A 23,818-nucleotide genomic window follows, 5' to 3' on the forward strand; every position below is an offset into this window, starting at 1 on the left:
GTCGAAAGTAGCCAATGGCGGTGTACGTGGCGGACTCTGACAAACCACCGATTCGTCGCGTTGTATATCTGGTGCAACCGGATACAGTAACAAACGCGCATGAGTTGTTTGGAGAATTTCTTTCGATCGTTTCTGAGAAGAGAATTCACTGCGCTTTGATTGTGATCCTCGCTACTTCAATCGGTATCCTTTATTCGCTCGTCGCGCCTGTCATGTATCGCAGCGAACTAACTTTGCTCCCGAATGAGAGCCAAGGGGGCGTACAGATTGGTGGCCAATTAGGCGAGCTTGGTGGACTTGCCAGTTTGGCGGGGTTGAAGCTCGGCTCTACTCGGAGCGAAGAACCGTTAGCCGTACTGCGGTCCAGAGGTTTTGCGGCTCGTTTTATTGAATCACGCTCACTTGTGGAGCCTATAAATACCGCAGCCAATTGGTTTCCGCATTTCTGGTCGAGACGGCAACCCGATATTCGAGACGCAGTGGACGAATTCACAGACAATCTCGTGCAAATCGATGTGAGCACGAAAACCGGCTTGATCACAGTCGCAGTCAGTTGGAAAGACCCGATAGAGGCCGCCAATTGGGCCAACGGAATGGCACGCCAAATTAATGCCGAGATGCGACAACGTGCCCTTGACGAGTCAACTCGGAATATCGGTTATTTGCGAGAAAAGCTGAAGACGGAAACCATAGTATCTTTGCAGCAGTCGATGGGGCGAGTATTGGAATCGGAGCTTCAAAAAGTCATGTTTGCCGCAGGAAGCGATCAATATGCGTATCGGATCGTTGATGCAGCAGAGATTCCAAAAGAGCGCTCTCAACCAAAGCGTGTGTTGATTGCCCTGTTATCGTTTCTGTCAGGTGCCTTAGGCGCGTTTGTCTGGTTGCTGACTCAGTTGACGCCACGGCAGCGGTCTCAAGAAGAAGCAAGTCTGTAATCATCAAGATTCTTCCGTTCGGTTATTGGTGCCTTCTAATCGGAGGTGCCATGGAGTGTGGCCTATGTGCGGAATTGGCGGTGAATTGCGTTTTGGAAATTCGGGACAGGTCAACGAAAGGGGGTTGACCGCCATGTCAAAATCTCTAGTGCACCGGGGTCCAGACGGCGACGGGTTGTGGATCGGGCCGGATCGCAATATTGGCCTCGTTCATAGGCGATTGGCAATCGTCGATCTGACTCACGCCGCTGCACAACCGATGAGCAATGAAGACAAGTCAGTATGGGTATCTTTTAACGGCGAGATCTACAATCACTCCAAGCTGCGTACTGAGTTAGTTGGGTTCGGCCACCGATTCGTAACCGATCATTCTGATACCGAGGTAATCGTGCATGGGTATGAGCAGTGGGGGCTCAACGGTTTGGTTCAGAGATTGTCAGGTGACTTCGCAATTGCACTCTGGAGTCAGACGGAAAATACACTTCATCTGATCCGAGATCGAATCGGTGTAAAACCCCTTTACTTCGCCTTCGTGCCTGGCGGTGTTTTATTTGCATCAGAAATAAGGGCAATACTTGCGCGCGACAACGTCAGCACCAATTTGAATGCCGCAGCTCTGAACCATTATTTGACGTTCATGTCTGTCCCAGCGCCTCTGACGATGTTCGAAGGAGTCCACAAGCTGCCGGCAGGGTTCCATATGTCAATCAATTCCATGGGTCTAAGCAAGATCCTACGCTACTGGGACGCGGTGCCTATCGGTTCGCGGTTTGGACAAGATTGTAAGCACACGAAGCTCAAGAAAAATGAATTGGTCGAGCATGTCAGACAGAAATTCACCGATGCTGTCGCCGACCGTTCGGACTCCGATGCGAAGCAGGGTGTATTCCTGTCCGGTGGGGTTGATTCCAGCGCTATTGTAGCGACACTCGCTAGCCAGTCGCACGAACCAATCCAAACGTTTACGGTGGGCTACAGCGATTATCAAGAGAATAATGAATTAGTACCAGCGCACCGAATTGCCGAGCGATTCGCGACGCAGCACCATGAAGTCGTTATTGACAGCGTCGATATGATGAATTACCTGGGTGCGCTAACCAAAACACAAGATGAACCAATAGCGGATTGGGTGTGTATTCCGTTGTATTTCGTGTCAAAGCTGGCACGCGACAGTGGCGTCAAAGTGGTGCATGTCGGAGAGGGGTCAGACGAGCAGTTTGTCGGTTATCAGCATTACTTCACGTATGAAAAAGTCTATCGTTATTTTTTTCGCGCGTTGGCCGTAGCGCCAAAATGGCTCAAGCGAGCGCTATTGCGCGGCAGCGATGTGGTGTCAAAATGCGGTTCTTCGTTTGACCAGCACGTGGAGTTCCTGCGGCGTGCTGCATTAGGTCAAGAGTTGTTCTGGGGTGGCGCGTCAGTATTTTTGAACTCGCAAAAATCAAGATTGGTCACCGACGCATTGATAGATCGCATACGCGCTCAGAAGTCACAACTAAATCTGAGTGATTTCTCTGCGAACAACGCATTATCTCCGGATACCTATGACGTCGTTAGAGATATCTACGCGGTCTATGGCCGGTCAAACTTCAATGGCGGGTTTTTTGCTCGATTAGCCTACAACGAGCTCAAATTACGACTACCAGAGTTATTGTTGATGCGTGTAGATAAGGTGACAATGTCGACATCAGTGGAAGCAAGGGTGCCATTTCTGGATCACAGACTTGTGGAATTCACGATGAATCTTTGTGATTCCCAAAGAGTCGGCTACGGCGAATCGAAGTACTTGCTAAAACAAGCTCTGACCAATTTGCTTCCAACTGAAACTTTAGCGGCAAAAAAAAGTGGCTTCCAAGCGCCCATGGATAAATGGTTGCGAGGAGAATTTGGACGATACGCTGAATCACGCATTAATTCGAGCCGATTGATCTCGAATGGCTATCTGAATTCTCCCTACATCAAGGGCCTGTTTGATGCACATCGGCGCGGTACGGATCTAGCGGCAAAAATTTGGACGCTTTTCAATCTGGTGGAATGGGAAGCGCATTGGATTGGCTAGAATGATCATGAGTGATGACAAAATCTACCGCTTGGCTGAGTAGGATATTGGCCAAATGCGTTCGCTACAGACGACGCATTATCGAGGCAGGGATATCGCAAAGTCTTTACATAGCCCTGATGCGACTATCGGGACTTATGCTCTTGCCCCTTGCTTATTACGATCGATTGTTTCTTCGAATCTTTCCGCCGCCGAAATTCGCGACACCCACGCTTGGCTCACGGTCCGGAACTGATCGGACATTTGCGTTTCTATGGCATGCCAGAGACCTGGAAAAAATTGCTGCCAGAAATGATAGGCGGCTCGATTCGAATGGCTTCAAACAAGATGCTCTGAATCGAGCAGATAAGGCCTGGGCTGGTGAAATCAACTTCCTGGGCTGGGGCAAGATCGCACTGCCGGTATTTGAATCCTGGCATACAGACACATTCACGCGGACAACTTGGACCTCGCGTTTCCACAAATTTGTCGACACCGTACGTCCGCATGATCGATGCGACGTCAAGCGTCCATGGGAGCTAAGTCGGTTGCAATTTCTTGTCTGGTACGGGCAGGCATGGGTTCATAGCGGCAAGGATTGTTACATAGAATATTTTTGGCGGACTCTCAGGCACTGGTTAATTTCAAATCCTCACGGTTTTGGGGTGAATTGGGCTTGTTCGATGGAGGTCGCTATTAGAGCAATTAACGTTGCCGTTGCTGCGAATCTGTTTGATGGAGCACTAACCAAGAACGAATGTCGCTGGATACGCAAATTGTTATCTCAACATTACAGACACATCAAATTCAATCTGGAGATCAGCGATAAGAACGGCAATCATTATTTCTTTGATTGGCTTGGGTTGGCGCTGTTGGGAACTGTGTTGCATGGTCGATCGGACGCGCAAACGGTGCGAGATATTGAATTATTCATAGACGTTGCGCTCAATCAATTTCACGATGATGGGGTGCACGTTGAGAACGCGTCGGGCTATCACCGTTTCGTTTTGGAAGGACTTGCGATTTTTCTGCTTTGCGAGAAAAGAAATGGTTATGGAGTCCCCGAGAAATTGGCTACTTGCTTTGCCAAAGCCTCCCGCTTCTTGAGTGACATTTGCAATTCTAATGGCGAGTATCCGATTATCGGGGATGCTGATAGTGGCAATCTTCTGCGTTTGTCAGATGTCGCAGGAAATAACGCTGGACCTTTGCTTGCAATTTGCCGGCGACTTTTGGCGGACATGCCGTCGAGTGCGTGTCATCGATTCGAAGAGGAGCTATGGCTGTTTGGCGCGAATGTCGATTCTAAGGAGCCACAGCTGGCAAATGTGCGGGTGCCAAATGACGCCTCGCCGGAACGTCGTGTTGCAGCGTATTCAGATGGCGGGTTTTTCGTTTTCAGAACCGAGGGGTGCGCGCTTGTAGTCAGATGCGGTTCGAGCGGCCTTGATGGTCGCGGAAGCCATGACCATAATGATCAACTTTCAGTGTTTGTAGAGTTGTTTGGTGTGCCCTTTGTCGTTGATCCAGGTACTTTTAGTTATACCGGCCTGTCGGGGTTGCACAAGGCGGATTTGCTTACAAGTCGGCACTCGACCGTGGTTGTTGACGAGCTGGAGCAGGCTCCGATTGTGCGGGGATCTGTAATGAGCACCGTTCGGTCCGTTACGGCAACGTGCGAGCGGTGCGCCCTCGAGGAAAAAAACAAGTTCATGTTTGAAGGCACGATTTGCTGCTACGGAGGAAAAAAGGCGGCCTTTCGACATACAAGGCAAGTAGCAACGTTGATTGAAGAGCTGTGTCAAGTTCGTTTTTCCATAGTGGACACGGTTTGGGCCCCGGTACATGACCAAACACAAATAGCAGCAAGCTTTCAAATCGATCCGCGGTGGCAACTCGACGGCGTAGAGGCAAGGGCGGTTCAATTTCGGTTACGGCACGCTACTGCACGAATTGAGATTGCTGATGCGAATTCGAGCCTTAGCGTACGCAGAGACTATGTATGCCCTGAGTATGGAGCAGCACATGAATCGCATCTTGTGCGTATCTCAACCAGTGCTAGCAAGATTATTACGCTTGAATCGAGAATACAGGCCGCATTGCACAAATAGTATTCGCAAGCGTGCTAGCGAATGGGAGGTGAGAAAACGTGACATTCCTCGGTGGTATCTGTGTGATTGTCACTCTGACTGGAATAGTCGTTTGCTGGCGAGAGCTAATATTGGCGGCAATTCGCCCGACGCCTGGGGGAGCGGTCCTTTTGACTTCGTTTGCGTATTTAACCGGCCTCGCTGTTCTAGCGATACGGTCTGCCAGTCCTGCTCTTGAAATGATATACGCAGCGTGTCTGCTAATGTTTGGCGTGTATTGTGCGGGCTATTTTATCTGCTCGTTGCGATTCAATTTGAAACTGAAATCGCAGCCGACCATCGTGATCGCCAATGGTCATCAACAGTTCTCAGTCTTCAAGAAGTGGTGCTTATTTCTACTAGTGGCTTTGTCGGTTGCATATTCGGTTTACCTCGCCGGTTTAGGTTCACTATTGGCTTCTCTATTGTCGTTCGCGATGGGTAATGGCGACGGCCAAGCGGTACTGGAACAACGACTTCATTATTCGACCGGGGATCAAGGGTGGCTGGCGCCAGGCTACGTGAAACAACTGCGAGACATACTGCTTCCTCTTGTTGCGTTGATTCTTCTATTTACGATTCGGCGCAAAACAGCAACATTCTTGCTGACTAGCGCTATTGTGCTCGCAACTGTGGTGCCGCTGCTGCTGGCAAGTGGACAACGCGGGCCTCTTGTTCTGTTTGCTTTGGGAATGTCATACGCCGCGATAGGCGCGAATAGAAATAGAGTGGTTAGTACAAAAGCAATTTTTGCGCTCGTTGTAGTCAGTCTTTTCGTGATATCAACCGCTTTCATCCTTGTCACTCGTTCGTTTGCATCTCGTGGCTATGACGATTCAACAGTTGGTGTTTTGCTGTTAGACCGGATTGTCACTCGCTTGCCGGAGGAAAATATCGATAGCGCAGGAGTATGGTTGCGTGGCGCGACGTTCCCAGGTGCCGGCTGGGTGTCTGATCTGGCGTCGGTGATGCCCGGTACACAAGAAGGTCTTTCAAATGAACTGCATGCTGAGCTTGGCGGGGGGGCACGTGGGAATTCGGTGCTCGGCCTGTGGATCGATGTATTTTATAATTTTGGATGGGCTCTTTGTTGTCCTGTGGCGTTGGCCCTCGGATTTAGCGTCGCGCTGTTCAATCATTGGGTCAATACGCAGCGCATTAAGTCGGAGATCGCGGAAATTTGCGGCTTATGGATTTCCACGACAATGCTAATGGTGTTGTCGCCGTTCGGGTTTCTGCTGTACGGTCCATTCCTGGTGTCCGCGACGCTTTTCGTTGTCGCAAGATTCTCGAGGCCTAGATTGTGTCTGGTGAGGCGGCCAACCAGCGTATTACCAAGTTTAACTACCGGAGAAAACCCAACGCCAATAAAGTTGGTCAGGTGATTTTGGAATTGCGGAGATGATACGACACGTAAGAAGATCATCCAACGCCCGTATCTTGGGTAGTCCGGGTCGAGTCGATGCGGACTGAGCACGTTGGCGGGATAGGCGCGACGATCCGCAATTTCATGGCACTTCACACGCTCGGCGTGCTCGGCCAAACGGCGGCGGCGCTTACCTATGTAGTGATCACAATTATTTACTCGCGTTCGGACAGCGTCGCTGTGGCAGGCAAGATTGCGGTATCAGTGGGTATGAGTGCTGCTGTTTTTGCAGTGTCACACTGGGCGCTACAGGCAAATATCATGGTGAAGCCGGAAACGAAAGCGTTTTGTACGGAATATTTCGTGCTGCGCTTTGGCTTTCTTTGTATTGCTTGTGTCTCATGCTTGGTTGCGCTTCAGTGGTTGGATATTGCATGGTCGATTGCACTTGCGGTTGCTCTGATGCGATGCGCTGATGGTGTTATTGATTTGGTATTTGGATTCGACGTGGTCGTCTTTGGAGTCAGTGCGGCTTGGAAAAAATACGCATTTGCGCACGTAGCGAAGTTATTGGCAATTGGAATTGTTGGCGCAATCACTCATTTCTATGCCGCGGACTATCTAGGCGCGAGCCTGGCCACTTCGGCGTTTGTATGTGTGGTGGGGGCGATTTATTTGTCTAGGGGCTACGTAAGGCCAAAGACCATTACTCAAGTGAGCATTTCGCGAATCAGGACGCTCCTGAATTCCGCTCGATGGCTCGCTTTGGCCTCAATTTGCAGTGCGTTGATCGTATCGTTGCCACGGATTCTTGCTGCTGAGATGTATAGCGGAACAGAACTCGGGGTAATTGGCGTTGCTCTTACAGTAGTCGGCACGTTTGGATTGATTTTTTACACGTCTTGGACTCGGTTTGCACGGATGTTGAGTGCGACACGGACACGTGCAAGTACCGTACGATCTCTTGCAATTGAGATATTCGCTTGGGCTCTGGTGTTGGCGGTCCTCGCGCTTGGAGTCTTGCCGGAAGCAACTGCATATATATTCAAGATCGATTCCGCAGAGCAAATAGTCGAGATTCGTTCAACTATCCTTGCAGGCGTCATCTTTTTTTCAGGTATGGCTTTTGTCAATCTTTATAAGGTCACTACGGCTCGGTGGATGGAAGCAGTCACTTATCTTATCGCGGCACTTTGCATCACTGTACTTTCATATTGTCCTGGCCCATTGCGCAATATGCCATCGCTACTCGTGCTCGGAGGCATTCTGATGTTTGGCATTTCGATCCCCGCATTGAAGATGGCTCTATTAAGGGTTCCAGATAATTTGCAGCGCGATTGTCAATCGTGACCGCACGGCAACAAATTCAGACAACGATGGCCTTTGCGGGTGCCAATTAGTCGGTGATGGACTCTATTAGGCTTGGTGCTCCAATTGAAGCGATGTGCGCAGATCCAATACTTATGAGTCCAAAAAATCCAAAGGAATCTCGAGAAAATAGCAAAGCCGTTGGCAGACCAGTTGTAATTGTCGTTCAACAAATGACACTAAATGAACGCCCGCGTATTCGAAAGTTATGTGAATTGCTTCGAGAGAAGGGGTTGTCGTTCGAGATTTGGAAATTCGGTGACGATCACGGAAGCGCGCCAGATGATTACGTCGTGAAAAACCTGATGAACGCGAGCTGGCGAAATAGCAATGCTGTAATCCGTTACCTGGTCTGGATGCTCCGCGTGTTTGTACGAGCCGCACAATGCCGGACTGAGGTACGGTACTTTGCTGTTGGCTTTGACTCGGCGTTGCCAATCGCATGTCTTTTAGCGCCAAGGGCATCGCTGTTGTTCGACAATATAGATAATGTTTCCATGAGCTATGCATGGCCTCCGGTAATCAAGAAGCTGCTCATCAAACTAGAGTGCTGGGTGGCGGCGCGTGCGGAGTTACACGTGAACCCGTCTGGGCGGCGCTGGCGTTGGAATGATTCAAATTTGCGAATCGTAACGAACACTCCGAGCTGGTCTGCCGTGCGTGAAGCGCAAAATATTGCAAGCGCGTACAGTAGAGCAAAAAACGGACGGTTTACGATTTATTTGAACGGTTGGCTATCCCAAACCCGCGGCATCGCTACGCTTTTGCGGGCGATCGAAGTTCTCGAAAGTCAGTCAATACAGGTCGAAGTAATTGTTGCTGGGCGACCGAGTTGTACCGACGCAGAAATATTGTTGGGGCGTGAGTATGTTGATTATTTAGGCATGCTTTCGAATGTTGACGCATTGGCGGCGTACTTCAGAGCCGATTTGGCATACATATTTTATGATCCGGCTTTAGAGATAAACAGGTTGGCCGAATCTCAAAAGTGGACCGACTGTTGGGCTACCGGAACTGCATTTGTGTCCAATAGCGAGATTGTCACACTAAAGCCGTTTGTTGAAGCAAACGCGTGTTTCACGGTGCCCTATTCCGACGCCGATAGTTTGGCGTCGTTGCTGAGGGAGTTGGCCGAGAACCGCTCGGCGTTGAAGGAGAGAGTGCACCGTTTGCGGGAAATGAAATTTCGGTATTGGGACGAAGCGATGTCGTCGATAATCGATGAATGGTCGGCAATGAAGTGGCGCCCGCACAGTGGTTTATAAATAAGTCCCTTGGCTACCGAACAGTTGGCAATCAGGTAAATATGGATTACACCCGTCACACGATTTGGTACAAAATTCGAAAGGCGCTCAGGTATGTACGTCTGTACGGCCTTGGCAGGACGGTCAGCAAGATTCGTGCGCAATATCACATGCGTAATGCAGGGCAGCCCAAGGATCTTGCGCATTCAACGGTACCCGCACGGAAGACGCAAGTCGTTGGAATACTTGGGTGCGGCAATTTCGCATACTCGACAATTGCATACTATTTATGCAAGTGCCGAGGCGAAGTAATCCGTGGATGCATGGACATTCACAAGTCTCGCGCGGTTTCGCTCGCGCACCGTTACAGTGCCCACTACGGCACCGATAGTGCTCAGCGCGTAATTGACGATCCACAAATCCAGCTCCTGTATATCGCGTCCAACCACGCGTCCCACGCGGAGTATGCAATTAGCGCGCTGCAAGCGGGTAAAGCTGTTCACATCGAGAAACCCCCTGTGGTGAATCACGATCAATTGCGGCGGCTTTGCAATGCAATTCGGCAGAACAACGGGCTGGTGAGAATGGGTTTTAATCGCCCCTTGTCTCCGTTTGCGAGAAAATTGAACTCGGCGCTTCGCCAACAGAACAGTCTATCAGTGATCAATTGGTTCGTAGCGGGCCACGAACTGCCAGAGAACCATTGGTATTTCAGTGAATCGGAAGGTGGAAGAATTCTCGGCAACTTATGTCACTGGACCGATTTTACACTTCGGATGGTGTCACGAAATCGTCGTTATCCAATCCGGCTGATTCCGGGAAGAGGTAGTGCGTCGGATTCAAATCTGGCGTTAGTATCGGTGTTCGCCGATGGAAGTGTGTCCTCAATAACTTTTTCGGCCATGGGACACACATTCGAAGGTGTGCGCGAGCGACTGTCAGTGCATTGCGGTGACGTAATAGCTTATATGGACGATTTTCATAGCATGACAATTTATGAAAAGGAAAAAACGTCACGTTTTCGATTGATCAATAGAAATCATGGGCACAAGGAATCAATTGTTGGAACATTTGATTGCACCATACCTAACCCCTGCGTTGAAAAATTCGCTTCGATTGCAGACGTTTGGGAGACGTCAGACTATTTTCTCGGAGCCAAGACGGCGTTGGAGACGGGTCGGGAGGTGACAATAGATGAGTATAGTGAGTCAGTTCTCAAGTAAGAGATGGTTTATTGTTCTGCCGATGGGTTCGAGCTCGCCGATTTGGTGATTCAATGAAACAAGTTTTTCAAGATCTGAAAACCGGATCGACGTATGTTTTGGAGGTGCCAACGCCAAATGTAGAACCCGGCAAGATTCTGATTCGTACAAAGTATTCTCTGATTTCATCTGGCACAGAGCGCATGTTGGTTGAATTCGGAAAGGCTAGTCTGGTCGAGAAAGTCAGGCAGCAGCCCGAAAAGGCGGCTCAAGTCATAGCGAAGATAAAGACGGACGGCGTGCTCGCAACGATGCGCGCCGTCGACGCGAAGCTGTCTCAGCCAATGCCTCTTGGCTATTGCAATTCGGGTGAAGTGGTTGCGGTCGGCAAGAATGTTCGCGGTTACTCCGTCGGAGATCGCGTTGTGTCTAATGGTCGCCACGCGGAATTTGCGTGTGTGCCGAGCAATTTGTGCGCGAAACTGCCGGGCAATGTTGCATTCGATGAGGCGCCATTTGCGGTGCTCGGGGCGATTGCGCTTCAAGGCATTCGGTTAATCAGTCCGACGTTAGGCGAAAATATTGTTGTATTTGGGTTGGGCCTCATTGGGTTGATGGCCGTTCAAATCCTGCGGGCAAATGGTTGTCGTGTACTCGGCCTGGATTTCAATCAAGATCGACTGCGCTTGGCTCAATCTATGGGCTGCACGGTTATCGATCTTTCGTCAGTCCAAGATCCGATTCAAGCTGCAATTGAGTTTTCGCGTGATCGCGGCGTCGATGCGGCGTTACTAACGCTGGCGACAAAAAGTAGCGAGCCAATTGCGCAGTCCGCCAAGATGCTGCGTAAGCGGGGCCGAATTGTTTTGGTGGGTGTCGCAGGTACGCAACTTTCTCGAGATGACTTTTACGAAAAGGAACTGTCCTTTCAAGTTTCTTGCTCCTATGGACCTGGTAGATATGACATCACGTATGAGGAGCAAGGCCACGATTATCCATACGGACTAGTTCGTTGGACAGAACAGAGAAATTTCGAGGCAGTGTTGGACCTAATGTCCAGTGGTTCCCTATGTGTATCGCAACTCGTTTCGAGCAGGTTTGAGATCGATAGAGCTCCAGAGGCATATAATTTGATTGCAAGCGACGAACCGGCTCTGGGCGTTCTTCTGCAGTTTGATTCGGCGCCACTTCTCTCTGACGTTGCTGTCAAGCCGATTCAAAAATTGATCGGTAAACCTCGTGAGATCCGCGATCAGCAAAGGGAAAGAGGTGCGGTAGGGATAATTGGCGCCGGCAACTATGCTGCATCGATACTTATTCCAGCGTTCAAAATGGCCAGCGCCGAGTTGGCGGCAATTGGTTCTCGAGGCGGGGCGAATGCCGGATTGCTTGCGCGTCGGTTTGGAATCGAGCGAGCAACGGCTATTTCAGAAGATATACTGAATGATCATACTATTTCGTCGGTCGTGATTGCGACCCGACACGACAGTCACGCCGAGCTTACATGTGCCGCGTTGAATGCGGGCAAGAACGTCTTCGTCGAAAAGCCGCTATGCATTTCCCTGGAGCAGCTTGAGCAAGTTGCGCTTGCCGAACAAAGATCGACAGGTATCCTAATGGTAGGGTTCAATCGACGTTTCGCTCCGCAGATAGTTGAGATCAAGCGGCGACTGGTGGATATGACTTCGCCGAAAGCAATTGTCATGACAGTCAATGCCGGATCACTTGCGGGGGAGCACTGGACTCGTGATAGTGCGATAGGCGGTGGCCGATTGGTAGGCGAGGCATGCCATTTCATCGACCTAATGCGATTTCTCGTCGATCAACCAATTGTAGCAGGTGATGTTCAATCAATGGGCAGCGAGCATCGCGATACATTTGCAATCCAATTGCACTTTGCCGATAAATCACTGGGCACTATTAATTATTTTTCGAATGGCCATCGGGCCGTCCCAAAGGAGCGAGTCGAGATTTTCATCGGTGGGAGAGTTTGTCAGTTAGAAAATTTCCGACGACTGAATCTGTACGGTTTCGGGGGGCGGTCTCAAATCAAGGCGTGGCGCCAAGACAAAGGGCAGGTCTCATGCGCGAAGGCGTTCATGAATGCTGTCCGCCACGGTCTTGAATCGCCCATAAGAGTTGGGGAGCTACTCGAAGTTTCACGGATCAGTATTGAGCTGCAGGCACAAATCGCAGAATGAATATATGCGACGTGCGGACCGGCCGTCGTGCGGTTCAATTGGCCGTTTTCTCCGCACCGTTCGCTATTTGCGGGTTCGGCAAATAATTTGGCGTTTCCTTCGAAAAATACCGCGACCGTCTGCATCAATTACGAGTAAGGCGCCGCAAGTTCGCATGCAACCGAATGTCTGGCGCGTTCCAGCGCGACGGGACAGGTCGTTTCTAGATGACACGCATGCAAGGTTCCTACAGAGTACTCGTGATATCGGTCGAGTTGGATGGGACAATCCATGTATTCCGAAGCTTTGGCGGTACAACCTGCATTATTTTGATGATCTGAACGCGGCGGGGACGTCTTTGCGAACGGATTTGCAAAAGACCTGGGTTGAGCGATGGATAAACGGCAACCCGCCAGCCCGCGGAACCGGTTGGGACCCTTATCCAACGTCGATCCGTATCGTTAACTGGATCAAATGGGCATTTGGCGGTGTACCACTGGATGCATGCGCGAATCAGTCACTGGCAGTGCAGGTACGGCATCTGACGAGAAGGATCGAGTGGCACTTAATGGGGAACCACCTACTATGCAATGCCAAGGCTTTGATTTTTGCAGGGACCTATTTTTCGGGCAGCGAGGCAGAACGTTGGCGAGAAACCGGAATCCGTATACTTGCGAAGCAATTGGATGAACAGGTATTGGCCGATGGTGGACATTTCGAGCTCAGTCCAATGTATCACGCACTGTTCTGCGAAGATTTGCTCGATCTATTGAATCTGTGTATTGCAGCAGACGATCGAGTAAATGGCTTGCAACAATTAAGAACGCGCCTTGCGGTGATCATTCCACGCACGATCTTCTGGTTGCGCGCTTTGAGCCACCCGGACGGTACGCTCGGATTGTTTAATGATTGCGCGGAGGGAGTGGCGCCGCAGCTCGATGAAATCGTCTCATACGCAAGTCGGCTCGGAGTCGTATCAGATGGTGAATTGCAGAGACCCTGCGTATTTCTGAACCATAGTGGATATGTGCGTCTCAGTCGCGGACCTGCTGTGGCCCTTATTGATACTGCTGCAGTAGGGCCAGACTATCTGCCGGGGCATGCGCACGCCGATACGTTGTCGTTTGAATTGTCTTTGCATGGTAGAAAATTGATCGTCAACGGCGGCACGTCCCGCTACGAGGTGGGAAATGTGCGGTCCCGCGAACGATCGACGTCGCAGCACAGCACTTTGGAGCTTGACGGGCTTGATTCATCTGAGGTTTGGTCAGCTTTTCGCGTCGGCAGGCGTGCCTATCCATTCGATCGACGCGTTGAGACGAGTCAAGTTATCTGCAGCCATGATGGATATTCGTATTTGCGGGGTCGACCCATACACACAAGAACATGGAGGCTTACTGAATGCGCGCTGAAAGTTATCGACCATGTTTCCGTTAAGAGATACGCGGCGCGAGCAAGATTTTTGTTGGCGCCTGGATTGACGATCAACGGTAAGATCGACAGATTTTGCATTGTCGACAACGTGGGCCAAGCTGTCGCTTGCGTGCGGATTCACTGTGGATATGCAAAGGTCGAGACGACGACGTACGCTCAACGCTTCGGCGAAGTACAGGAGATAGCGGTGTTGATTGTCGAACTGACGGGAGGACAAGCAATATCGGAATGGAACTGGTGCGGTTGATGAAAATCCTTTTCTTGAGCGATAACTTCGTGCCCGAGGTGAATGCGCCCGCGAGCCGAACATTTGAGCATTGCAAGGACTGGGCATCGGCGGGTCACAGTGTCGTCGTTGTTACTTGCGTGCCCAATTTTCCGGCCGGACGTATTTTCAACGGATATCGTAACTGGCCCTGGCAAAAGGAACTGATAGAAGGGATAAAAGTCATACGAGTTTGGTCGTACATTACAAGCAATTCCGGTTTTGTACGGCGAACTTTGGATTATCTTAGTTTCATGATTACGGGATTCCTGGCTGGGGTATTTGTTCGCCGGCCGGACATTATTATTGGTACATCACCGCAATTTTTCGTTGTATGCGGCGCTTGGTTGATCTCGGCCGTGAAGCGCAAACCTTTTGTGTTTGAGCTCCGCGATCTTTGGCCCGAATCAATTAAGGCTGTCGGTGCAATCAGAGATGGCCTGACACTCCGTTTCCTAGAGAGCGTCGAGTTATTCCTATACAAGCGTGCGCGACGAATCGTTTCGGTAACTCATTCTTTCAAAGATGCGTTGAGTGCGCGGGGTGTTTCGCCCGACAAGATATCCGTTGTCACTAATGGTGTTGATTTGAGTCAGTTTGGTGAAAGGCCGAAAGATCGCGACCTGTTGGGGCAGTTGCGCCTATCCGAAAAATTCATAGTTGGGTACATTGGTACACACGGCATGGCGCATGGCCTTACAACCATATTGGAGGCGGCAAAAGTCGCAAGTGAACGAGACGAGTTGAAAAATGTATTTTTCTTGTTCGTTGGCGACGGGGCGGAGAGACAGAATCTTTTGGAAATGGCCGAGCGGATGCAGCTCAGTAATGTCCTGCTTTTGCGCACCGTACCGAAATGCGACATAGCGAAGTACTGGTCAATTTTGGATGTCGCTGTGATCCACCTTAAAGATCATCCACTATTTCGGACAGTCCTGCCGTCCAAACTTTTTGAATCGATGGGCATGGGAATTCCGGTTCTACTCGGCCTGGCGGGTGAAGCCGCGGATATCGTTTTGCGCGAAAGGATTGGCGCCGTCTTCAGGCCCGGCAGCGCAGTCGACCTTGTGGACCAAATTCAGTATTATCTGAGCGACCCAGTTGCCCTTGAGACTTGCCGGAAATACGCATTGCGCGCAGCATTAAAATATGATCGCTCGAGTCTCGCAGCAAAGATGCTGCGAATACTCAGTGACGTTGTTGTGACAGATCGGGAAAACAAGCAGTTGAGACCATGAAGGGCGGCTACTTGTCGGACGGAAATAAGGATATCTATAATTCTACGATTTTATGGATTTTTCGATATCAAGGACGTCGTGCTGCGCTCGCTTAATGGATGGGCCGTGTAGCTCATGAGCCAGATTGGTCGAATTTGCACGAGCTAAAAGTATCTACCATGGACGTATCACCGTGCGAGACATTTACTTAGCGTTGCTCGCTTTTGTCCTGTCTACGCTTACAATTGCGGCATTGCGACCTTTGGCGGTTGCGGTCGATTTGGTTGACAACCCCGGTGGCCGAAAAACTCATAAAGGTCGGATTCCCATCGTTGGTGGAATTGGAATGTATCTGGGCATCGCTACTTGCATGAGCCTGTTTGAGCCGCAAACATCTTCGGTAAGTATATTTCTGGGGGCTTTGGGGATTTTGGTGATACTCGGCCTCGTCGATGATCGATTCGAAATTTCGCCGTGGTTTCGCTTGCCGGTGCAGATTCTCGCTGTAGTGCTGTTTGTTCTACCAACGAATCTTTTCGTGCAGACTCTGGGCGCACCGTTTTCGGAAAAAATAATTGCGTTGAGTGGTTTCGCCTCGTATGCGACGACTGTCATTTTGATGGTCGGTGGAATCAATGCGTTTAACATGCTTGACGGTATAGACGGTCTCGCGGGAGCAATTGCGATCGTGGCGATGGCGTTTTTGGCGTATTTGGCTTTTGGAACCGGTATGCTTGAGCTTGCTGGAGCGGCGCTCATTATTATCGGTGCGATCATGGCGTTCCTTATTTTCAACGTTCCATTTCGATTCAATCGCCCGTGGTTGTGTTTTATGGGGGATTCAGGCAGCACGTTGTTGGGGTTTTCTGTCGCGTGGATGTCCTTGTCGGTTTCGCAGCACGCGACAGGCGCCGTGCGACCAATAATTGTTCTATGGATTGTTGCCCTCCCAATTTATGAAGTGGTGGCAAGTACAGTGCGCAGGATCGTGAGAGGCGTTTCTCCATTTCGTCCTGATACATTTCACTTCCATCATCAAATGTTGCGAGCCGGAATAGGAGTTCGCGCAATTTTTTTTGTTGCTATTGGGTTGTCCATTCTCTTCGGTTTGATTGGCGTGTCCCTCCATTACCTCGGAGTTAGCGATCAGCAATCTTTCACTTTGTTTTTGATCATGGGGTTTTTGGTCGCCTGGTTGATGTGTCATGCTGAAATTCTGACGCGGCTGATTCCGAAGAGTCTACGTCGAGATTTCGAGGAACGCACAGAGGGTGCATAAGCGCGTGGTTGAATGCGCGTAACCATCTTCGGCTCAGGCTACGTCGGCCTGGTAACAGGGGCCTGTTTGGCCGATGCAGGCAACGATGTCCTGTGCGTCGACGTCGACGCCAAGAAAATCGAGCGACTCAATGCCGGTGAGGTGCCGATCTACGAACCCGGGCTCGAAAACGTCATCGAGCGCAATCGCGAGGCGGGCAGGCTCAACTTCACTACCGACGCGAAGCTGGGCGTCGGGCACGGCCTCTTTCAGCTCATCGCCGTGGGCACGCCACCCGACGAAGATGGCTCGGCAGATCTGAAGTATGTACTCGAGGTCGCCCGGACCATCGGCACGCACATGAGCGAATATCGCATCGTCATGGACAAGTCGACTGTGCCCGTGGGAACGGCCGACAAGGTCAAGGCGGAAATTGCCGGGGTGTTGGCCAAGCGCGGCGAATCGATCGAATTCGATGTCGTCTCGAATCCCGAGTTTCTCAAAGAGGGCGCGGCGGTCGAGGACTTCATGCGGCCCGATCGGGTCGTGGTGGGCACCGACAACCCACGCACGACCGAACTGCTGCGTGCGCTTTACGATCCCTTCACCCGCAGCCGTGATCGCCTCATCGTCATGGACATCCGCTCGGCGGAGCTCACCAAATACGCGGCAAATGCCATGCTGGCCACCAAGATCAGCTTCATGAACGAGATGGCCAATATCGCCGAGCGCCTCGGCGCGGACATCGAGTCCGTGCGCCTTGGCATCGGCTCGGATCCTCGTATCGGCTACCAGTTCATCTATCCGGGCGCAGGCTATGGTGGATCCTGCTTCCCCAAGGATGTCCAGGCGCTGCAACGCACTGCGCAGGGCGCAGGTTTCACGCCGCACATCCTGGACGCCGTCCAGGCGCGTAACCAGGAGCAAAAAGAATTGCTGTTTCGCAAGATCGCCGCCCACTTCGGGGAATCCCTGAGAGGCATCACTGTCGCCATTTGGGGACTGGCGTTCAAACCCAAAACGGACGACATGCGCGAGGCACCGAGCCGCATCCTGATGGAACGGCTCTGGGCGGCCGGAGCCGCCGTCAGAGCCTATGATCCGGTTGCGTTAGGGGAAACCACCCGTATCTATGGAAAACGCCCGGATTTGACCCTTGTAAAGTCTGCCAAAGAGGCCCTGGCGGGCGCCGACGCCCTGGCGATCATGACCGAATGGCAGGAGTTCCGCTCCCCAGACTTTGATCTGATTCGCAAGTCCTTGAAAAATCCGGTGATTTTTGACGGCCGAAACCTGTACGATCCGGCCTTTCTGACCCGGCTCGGGTTCAGGTACTACGCCATCGGGCGAGGGGACCGCGTCCAGCTCGACTGACCGGCGTCCAACGACAACAAAGGTCTGGCGATGCAAATCATTCCGGTCATTCTCTCGGGCGGCGCGGGCACCAGGCTTTGGCCGCTTTCGCGCGAACTCCATCCCAAGCAACTGCTGCCGCTGACGAGTGAGCGCACAATGTTGCAGGAGACGGCGGGCCGAGTCGCCGGGCTTGCCAGCGTCACCGCGCCCATCGTCGTGTGCAACGAGGCGCACCGTTTCATGGTGGCCGAGCAGCTGCGTGCCATCGACATCCAGCCCGTCGCGATCGTGCTCGAGCCGGTCGGCCGCAACACCGCGCCTGCGATCGCACTCGCCGCCTGCGCCGCGCTCGCCTCGCGCAAGGATGACGTCGCGCTCCTGGTGCTGCCAGCCGATCATGTCGTGCGCAACGTGGCCGCATTTCAGGCCGCCGTGCACGCAGCGCTCCCCGCCGTGATGGAAGGCAAGCTCGCGACTTTCGGCATCGTGCCCACGCATCCGGAAACCGGCTACGGCTATATCCGCCGCGGCGAAGGACACGAGCCAGTCTTCAAGATCGCCGAATTCGTCGAGAAACCCGATCGCGCGCGCGCGCAGGCATTCGTGGACGATGGTAGCTATTACTGGAACAGCGGCATGTTCATGTTCGCCGCGCGGCGCTATCTCGAGGAGCTGCGCGCACAGGCACCGGATATCGCTGCCGCCTGCCAGCAAGCCTTTCAGCGGGCGGCACGCGACCTCGACTTCACGCGCATCGACCCCGAATCCTTCGCCAGTTGCCGCAGCGATTCCATCGACTACGCCGTCATGGAAAAGACCAGTGACGCCGTGGTCATCCCGCTCGATGCGGGCTGGAGCGATGTCGGTTCCTGGGCCTCCCTGCACGACGCGGTGCCACAGGATGGTGCGGGCAATGTCACCAAGGGCGACGTCATCGCCGAGGACAGCGCCGGCAATTATCTTTATTCGAGCAGCCGCCTTGTGGCGGCGGTCGGCCTCAAGGATCACGTGGTCATCGAAACCAAGGACGCCGTGCTCGTTGCGCCGCGAGATCGCGTCCAGGATGTGAAACAACTGGTCGCACGCATCAAGAAAAGCGGCCGCTACGAGCATTCGCTCCATCGTGAAGTCTTCCGTCCCTGGGGCAGCTACGACAGCATCGACGCGGGCGATCGCTTCCAGGTGAAGCGACTGACCGTCAAACCCGGCGCATCGATGTCGCTGCAGTTGCACCATCACCGTGCGGAACACTGGATCGTCGTGACCGGTACGGCGCGCATTACCCGCGGCGACGAGGTCTTCCTGCTCGAGGAAAACCAATCCACGTATATTCCCGTCGGGACCCGGCATCGCATCGAGAATCCCGGCAAAATAACCTTGCAGATGATCGAAGTGCAGTCGGGCAGTTATCTCGGTGAGGACGACATCGTCCGCTTCGAAGACGTCTACGGGCGCGAGGGATCGAACAAGTAGTCGTGCCGACACCCGCAACGGGCGCGATGCGCGCTACACTGGCATGGCCATGAATCTCGACAGCTTCAAAGCCTATGATGTACGTGGGCGTATCCCGGATGAAATCAACGCCGATCTCGCCTACAAGATCGGCCAGGCCTATGCGGCATTCGTCAAACCCAAGCGCGTCTGCGTCGGCCGCGACATCCGGCTGACGAGCGCCGATCTCGCCGCCGCGCTCACCCGCGGCTTGCTCGACAGCGGCGTGGATGTCTATGACATCGGCCTTTGCGGAACGGAAGGCACTTATTTCGCAACCTTTGCCGACGGTTACGACGGCGGCATCATGGTGACCGCGAGCCACAATCCACCCGATTACAACGGCATGAAATTCGTACGCGAAGGCGCGCGGCCAATCAGCGCCGATACCGGCCTGCTGCAGATGCGCGACCTGATCGCATCGGGAAAATTGCCGGGACCGGCGCCGGCGCCAGGCACGCGTTCGGCGGTGGATATCAGCGCGCGCTATCACGAGCACCTGCTGGGCTACGTCGATCGCGATAAGTTGAAGCGCCTGAAGGTCGTCGTCAATGCCGGCAATGGCGGCGCCGGCCTCGTCGTCGATGCGCTCGAGCCCATGCTGCCGTTCGAGTTCATCAAGATTCACCACGAGCCCGACGGCGACTTTCCGCACGGCGTGCCAAACCCCATGCTCGAGGAAAACCGCGCGCCGACCATCGACGCCATTGCTCGCCATAAGGCGGACGTGGGGCTTGCCTGGGACGGCGATTACGATCGCTGCTTCTTCTTCGACGAAACCGGGCGCTTCATCGAGGGTTATTACATCGTCGGTCTTCTGGCCGAGACCTTTCTCAAGCGGTTTCCCGGCGCGAGTATCGTGTACGACCCGCGCCTGACCTGGAACACCATCGATGTCGTGACGCGACTCGGCGGCAAACCGGTGCTGTGCAAATCCGGGCATGCCTTCATCAAGGCCAGGATGCGCGAAGTCGATGCTGTCTATGGCGGCGAGATGAGCGCCCATCATTACTTTCGCGACTTCGCTTACTGCGACAGCGGCATGATTCCCTGGCTGCTGGTGCTCCAGACCATCTGCGAATCGGGCAAGTCGCTATCGCAATTGGTCGGCGAGCGCATGGGGCTCTTTCCAGCCAGCGGCGAAATCAACCGCAAACTTGCGGATGCCAGGGCCGCGATCGCAGCGGTACAGCGCCGCTACGAGAGCCAGGCGACGACGGTCGATTTCACCGATGGCCTGTCGATGGAATTCGCTGACTGGCGTTTCAATCTGCGCATGTCGAACACCGAACCCCTGATCCGACTCAATGTCGAGTCGCGTGGCGACGTTGCGCTGATGCAGGCGCGAACCGGAGAACTCCTCGAACAGCTCAGTTGATCGTCTTCGATACGATGCTGGAACGGACGCCTTCGGCACCCGTGGTGGCATAGGCTGCCACCGAAAAATACCAGCTGCCGCTGCCGAGGTTGTTCACGGTGAACGATCTCGCGCTGGTGTCGGCGATGTCGATCGACTGAGTCAACTGCCCCGAGGCATTGCCGTAGTAGATCCTGAATCCCGCCAGATTGTCGAGCGAGCTGCCGTCGGTATTGGTGGTCGGCGCGACCCAGCTGAGCCGCGCACTGCCGACCGTTGCGCCAGTCACGCTGAGCGTGAATGGCAGCAACGACGCGCTCACCTGGCCGTCGCTGACGCTGATGGTGATATTGCGGTAGTCGCCGACATCGGTCGCGCCGGGCGTGCCGCTCAGTCGACCGGTGTTGGTGTCGAATGTGGCCCAAGCGGGCTTGTTGGCGATGGTGAACGTGAGCCTGTCGCCGTCGGGGTCCTGGGCCGACGGTTGGAAGCCGTAGGCGTTGCCCGCCGCGACCGAGCTCGCAGGGGTGCCGGTGATATGAGGTGGTGAATTGCCCGGTGCGGGCGGCGTGGGCGAGGTGACCGGAGCGCTCTGCACCGTAATCGAGAACAGCGGCATGGCTGTCGACGCGATGCCATCGCTGGCGGTAACGCGTATCGATGAGTAGGTACCCACGTCGGCGCCCGCAGGCGACCCGGACAAGGTGCCGCTGCGAGCGTCGAAACTGGCCCAGGCGGGCTTGTTGTCGATCGAAAAACTGAGCGCATCGCCATCCGCATCGCGTGCGCTCGGCGTAAAGCTGTAGTTTTGGCCGGCGGTAACCGTCGCGGGCGGATCGCCGCCAATCTCGGGCGGTGTATTCGCCGGCGTCTGCGGCGCGATCACGTCGATGGAGAATGCGGGCATCGCCGCGCTCTGGCTGCCGTCGCTCACGCTGATGGTCACGTCGCGGAAATTGCCTGCATCGCTCGTGGCGGGCGTGCCGCTCAAGCGCCCAGACCGCGTGTCGAAGCGCGCCCAGGACGGGCGATTGACGATTGCGAAAGTGAGCGTCGCACCCTCGGGGTCGACAGCGGTAGGCTGAAAGCTGTAAACGGACTCAGCGTTGACGCTGGTGGGCGGTGTGCCGCCAATCACGGGCGGTTGGTCGACCGGAACCGGCGACGTGGAGTTGCGTCGCGGCCGCACGCGGATCCGGAAAGGGCCGACGGAGCCACTGCGACGTGTGCTCTTCGCCGTAATCGTAATCTCTGCGGTTTCGCCAACATCGGCATCACTGGGAGTGCCCTTGAGCAAGCCGGTGCTCGGATCGAAATCCGCCCAGGTCGGCGGGTTTTGAATCTCAAAGCTGAATGACTCGTCCGCCGTGTCGGTCACGACCGGCTGGAAGCTGTATGCAGTGCCGGCGATCGCTTCCGGCGGTGCGGTGGTATCGAATGCGATGTTCTGCTGCGTCTTGTCGGCAAGATTCTTGTCATCCAGGCAGCCGGCTGCCACCGGCAAGACACTGGCAATTACCAGTATTCGCAGCACTCTGATATGCATCCGTCTTACGTCCTTTGCCAGAACGCAAAGCGCCACGGATGCGGGACCGAATTGGTCGCATGATTGACGACAGTCGTGCGGCCCACGGCCGCTTGTCTGCCGGCAACCCCGCTATCTGCGCGATCATGTGATCGCCAGACCGGAGGCTTTGCGTCCCCATCTCGCGATGGGTTTGCCCTTGAATAGTGGCCAGTAGATCGCGACTCTTGACGATGCGCAAGATGTCGTAGAATGCCCACGTCGCGCGACAACGACAGAGCAGCCAATTAAGTTCAAATGCCAGGTTCTGCGATCCACCCACGCGCGCAATACAACCGCAACGAATCCATGAAGAAAATCCATCTCATCGCCGCGGCACGACCGAATTTCATGAAGATCGCACCGCTTTATCACGCGCTTGCAAAGGAACCCTGGTGCAAGCCGTTCATCGTGCACACCGGGCAGCACTATGACCCGAATATGTCCGATGCTTTCTTCCGTGATCTGCGCCTGCCGGCGCCGCATTTCCACCTGGAAGTTGGCAGCGGTTCGCACGCCGAGCAAACGGGCAAGGTGATGATCGCCTACGAGAAAGTCGCCATCGCCGAAAAGCCTGACTGGATCGTGGTCGTGGGCGATGTCAATTCGACCGTAGCCTGTGCCATGGTAGGGGCGAAGCTCTGGATTCCCGTGGCGCATCTCGAGGCCGGATTACGCTCGCGCGACCGGCGCATGCCCGAGGAAATCAACCGGCTGATGACCGACGCCATTGCGGACCTGCTCTGGACGCCTTCGGCCGACGGTGATGAGAACCTGCGCGCGGAAGGCATCCCGCCGGAGCGCGTCGAGTGCGTCGGCAATATCATGATCGACAGCTACGAAATGATGCGCGAGGCAATTGAAGCCGACGGTACGCGGGCCCTGTTGGGCCTGCAGCCCCGAAGTTACGGTGTGGTCACCTTGCACCGTCCGTCCAATGTGGACACGCGTGCGGCACTCGAACCTCTGGTAGCGCAGCTATTGTCGGCGGGCGAACACCTGCCGCTCGTTTTTGCGGTTCACCCGCGTACCCGCAAGATGCTGCAGTCTTTCGATCTGCTCCAGTCACTCGAAAAAGCGCCCTCGATCCATTTGATCGAGCCCCTGGGCTATGTGCCGTTCATGAACCTCGTGGTCGGCGCACGTGCGGTTATCACCGACTCGGGCGGTGTGCAGGAGGAGACAACCTACCTCGGCATTCCATGTCTCACCTTGCGGGAGAATACCGAAAGGCCCGTCACCGTCACCCTGGGCTCCAATCGCCTGGTGACCCCCGCGACACTGGTCAAGGAGCTGTCGTCAGTGCTGCAAATTGAAGGGCGTCTCGGACAGCGGCCGCCGTTGTGGGATGGGCATGCGGCTGCGCGTGTGGTCGCGAGTCTCAAATCCCGGATCTGAATAATTCCACCGT

General features: G+C 53.9%; 16 protein-coding genes and 1 riboswitch. Of the genes, 15 read left to right on the forward strand and 1 reads right to left on the reverse strand.

The genetic code is table 11. The features are described 5' to 3' along the window. Positions 1–26 precede the first annotated feature (26 nt). The 14 genes from R3E77_05975 (at position 27) to R3E77_06040 (ending at position 20,864) form a co-directional block, all read left to right on the forward strand. Entirely contained in the window at positions 27–938 is a 912-nt protein-coding gene (locus R3E77_05975) for a hypothetical protein (GenBank protein ID MEZ5498960.1), read from the forward strand. A 64-nt stretch (positions 939–1,002) separates the two neighbouring features. Then, positions 1,003–2,997, forward strand: coding sequence for an asparagine synthase (glutamine-hydrolyzing) (asnB, locus tag R3E77_05980; GenBank protein MEZ5498961.1), 1,995 nt, complete (start codon positions 1,003–1,005; stop codon positions 2,995–2,997). Between the two features lie 167 nt (positions 2,998–3,164). Then, positions 3,165–5,087, forward strand: a complete 1,923-nt coding sequence (locus tag R3E77_05985) for a heparinase II/III family protein (GenBank protein MEZ5498962.1) — start codon at positions 3,165–3,167, stop codon at positions 5,085–5,087. Between the two features lie 218 nt (positions 5,088–5,305). Then, positions 5,306–6,490, forward strand: coding sequence for an oligosaccharide repeat unit polymerase (locus R3E77_05990; protein MEZ5498963.1), 1,185 nt, complete (start codon positions 5,306–5,308; stop codon positions 6,488–6,490). 125 nt (positions 6,491–6,615) lie between these two features. After that, the gene (locus R3E77_05995) at positions 6,616–7,821 is read left to right on the forward strand and encodes a hypothetical protein (protein MEZ5498964.1); all 1,206 of its coding nucleotides are present in this window, start codon (positions 6,616–6,618) and stop codon (positions 7,819–7,821) included. 53 nt (positions 7,822–7,874) lie between these two features. Next, positions 7,875–9,104, forward strand: coding sequence for a hypothetical protein (locus tag R3E77_06000; protein ID MEZ5498965.1), 1,230 nt, complete (start codon positions 7,875–7,877; stop codon positions 9,102–9,104). After that, positions 9,065–10,306, forward strand: a complete 1,242-nt coding sequence (locus R3E77_06005) for a Gfo/Idh/MocA family oxidoreductase (GenBank protein MEZ5498966.1) — start codon at positions 9,065–9,067, stop codon at positions 10,304–10,306. The genes R3E77_06000 and R3E77_06005 overlap by 40 nt, the downstream gene beginning before the upstream one ends. A gap of 53 nt (positions 10,307–10,359) precedes the next feature. Continuing rightward, a complete protein-coding gene (locus tag R3E77_06010; protein ID MEZ5498967.1) occupies positions 10,360–12,486 on the forward strand; it encodes a bi-domain-containing oxidoreductase in 2,127 nt (708 codons plus the stop codon). 154 nt (positions 12,487–12,640) lie between these two features. Next, on the forward strand, positions 12,641–14,146 hold the full coding sequence (locus R3E77_06015; GenBank protein MEZ5498968.1) for an alginate lyase family protein: 1,506 nt from the start codon (positions 12,641–12,643) through the stop codon (positions 14,144–14,146). Next, complete coding sequence (locus tag R3E77_06020; protein ID MEZ5498969.1) at positions 14,146–15,402, forward strand: glycosyltransferase family 4 protein; 1,257 nt, start codon at positions 14,146–14,148, stop codon at positions 15,400–15,402. Before R3E77_06015 ends, R3E77_06020 begins: the two co-directional genes overlap by 1 nt. A gap of 172 nt (positions 15,403–15,574) precedes the next feature. Beyond that, the gene (locus R3E77_06025) at positions 15,575–16,660 is read left to right on the forward strand and encodes a hypothetical protein (GenBank protein ID MEZ5498970.1); all 1,086 of its coding nucleotides are present in this window, start codon (positions 15,575–15,577) and stop codon (positions 16,658–16,660) included. Positions 16,661–16,672: 12 nt separating this feature from the next. Then, a complete protein-coding gene (locus R3E77_06030) occupies positions 16,673–18,013 on the forward strand; it encodes a UDP-glucose/GDP-mannose dehydrogenase family protein (protein ID MEZ5498971.1) in 1,341 nt (446 codons plus the stop codon). A 30-nt stretch (positions 18,014–18,043) separates the two neighbouring features. After that, positions 18,044–19,468: a mannose-1-phosphate guanylyltransferase/mannose-6-phosphate isomerase gene (locus R3E77_06035; GenBank protein MEZ5498972.1), complete on the forward strand. Its 1,425-nt coding sequence runs from the start codon at positions 18,044–18,046 to the stop codon at positions 19,466–19,468. A 49-nt stretch (positions 19,469–19,517) separates the two neighbouring features. Next, positions 19,518–20,864: a phosphomannomutase gene (locus R3E77_06040; GenBank protein ID MEZ5498973.1), complete on the forward strand. Its 1,347-nt coding sequence runs from the start codon at positions 19,518–19,520 to the stop codon at positions 20,862–20,864. On the opposite strand, the gene R3E77_06045 is transcribed toward R3E77_06040, so the two are convergent. Further along, positions 20,857–22,389, reverse strand: a complete 1,533-nt coding sequence (locus tag R3E77_06045) for a putative Ig domain-containing protein (GenBank protein MEZ5498974.1) — start codon at positions 22,387–22,389, stop codon at positions 20,857–20,859. The two genes, R3E77_06040 and R3E77_06045, sit on opposite strands and share 8 nt — an antisense overlap. A 98-nt stretch (positions 22,390–22,487) precedes the next feature. Then, positions 22,488–22,576, reverse strand: a riboswitch (cyclic di-GMP riboswitch). 140 nt (positions 22,577–22,716) lie between these two features. On the opposite strand from R3E77_06045, the gene wecB reads away from it, so the two are divergent. Then, on the forward strand, positions 22,717–23,805 hold the full coding sequence (gene wecB / locus R3E77_06050) for a UDP-N-acetylglucosamine 2-epimerase (non-hydrolyzing) (GenBank protein MEZ5498975.1): 1,089 nt from the start codon (positions 22,717–22,719) through the stop codon (positions 23,803–23,805). Positions 23,806–23,818: the final 13 nt, after the last annotated feature.

It is taken from the genome of Steroidobacteraceae bacterium (assembly GCA_041395505.1).
In the GTDB taxonomy this organism is placed as follows: Bacteria; Pseudomonadota; Gammaproteobacteria; order Steroidobacterales; family Steroidobacteraceae; genus JAWLAG01.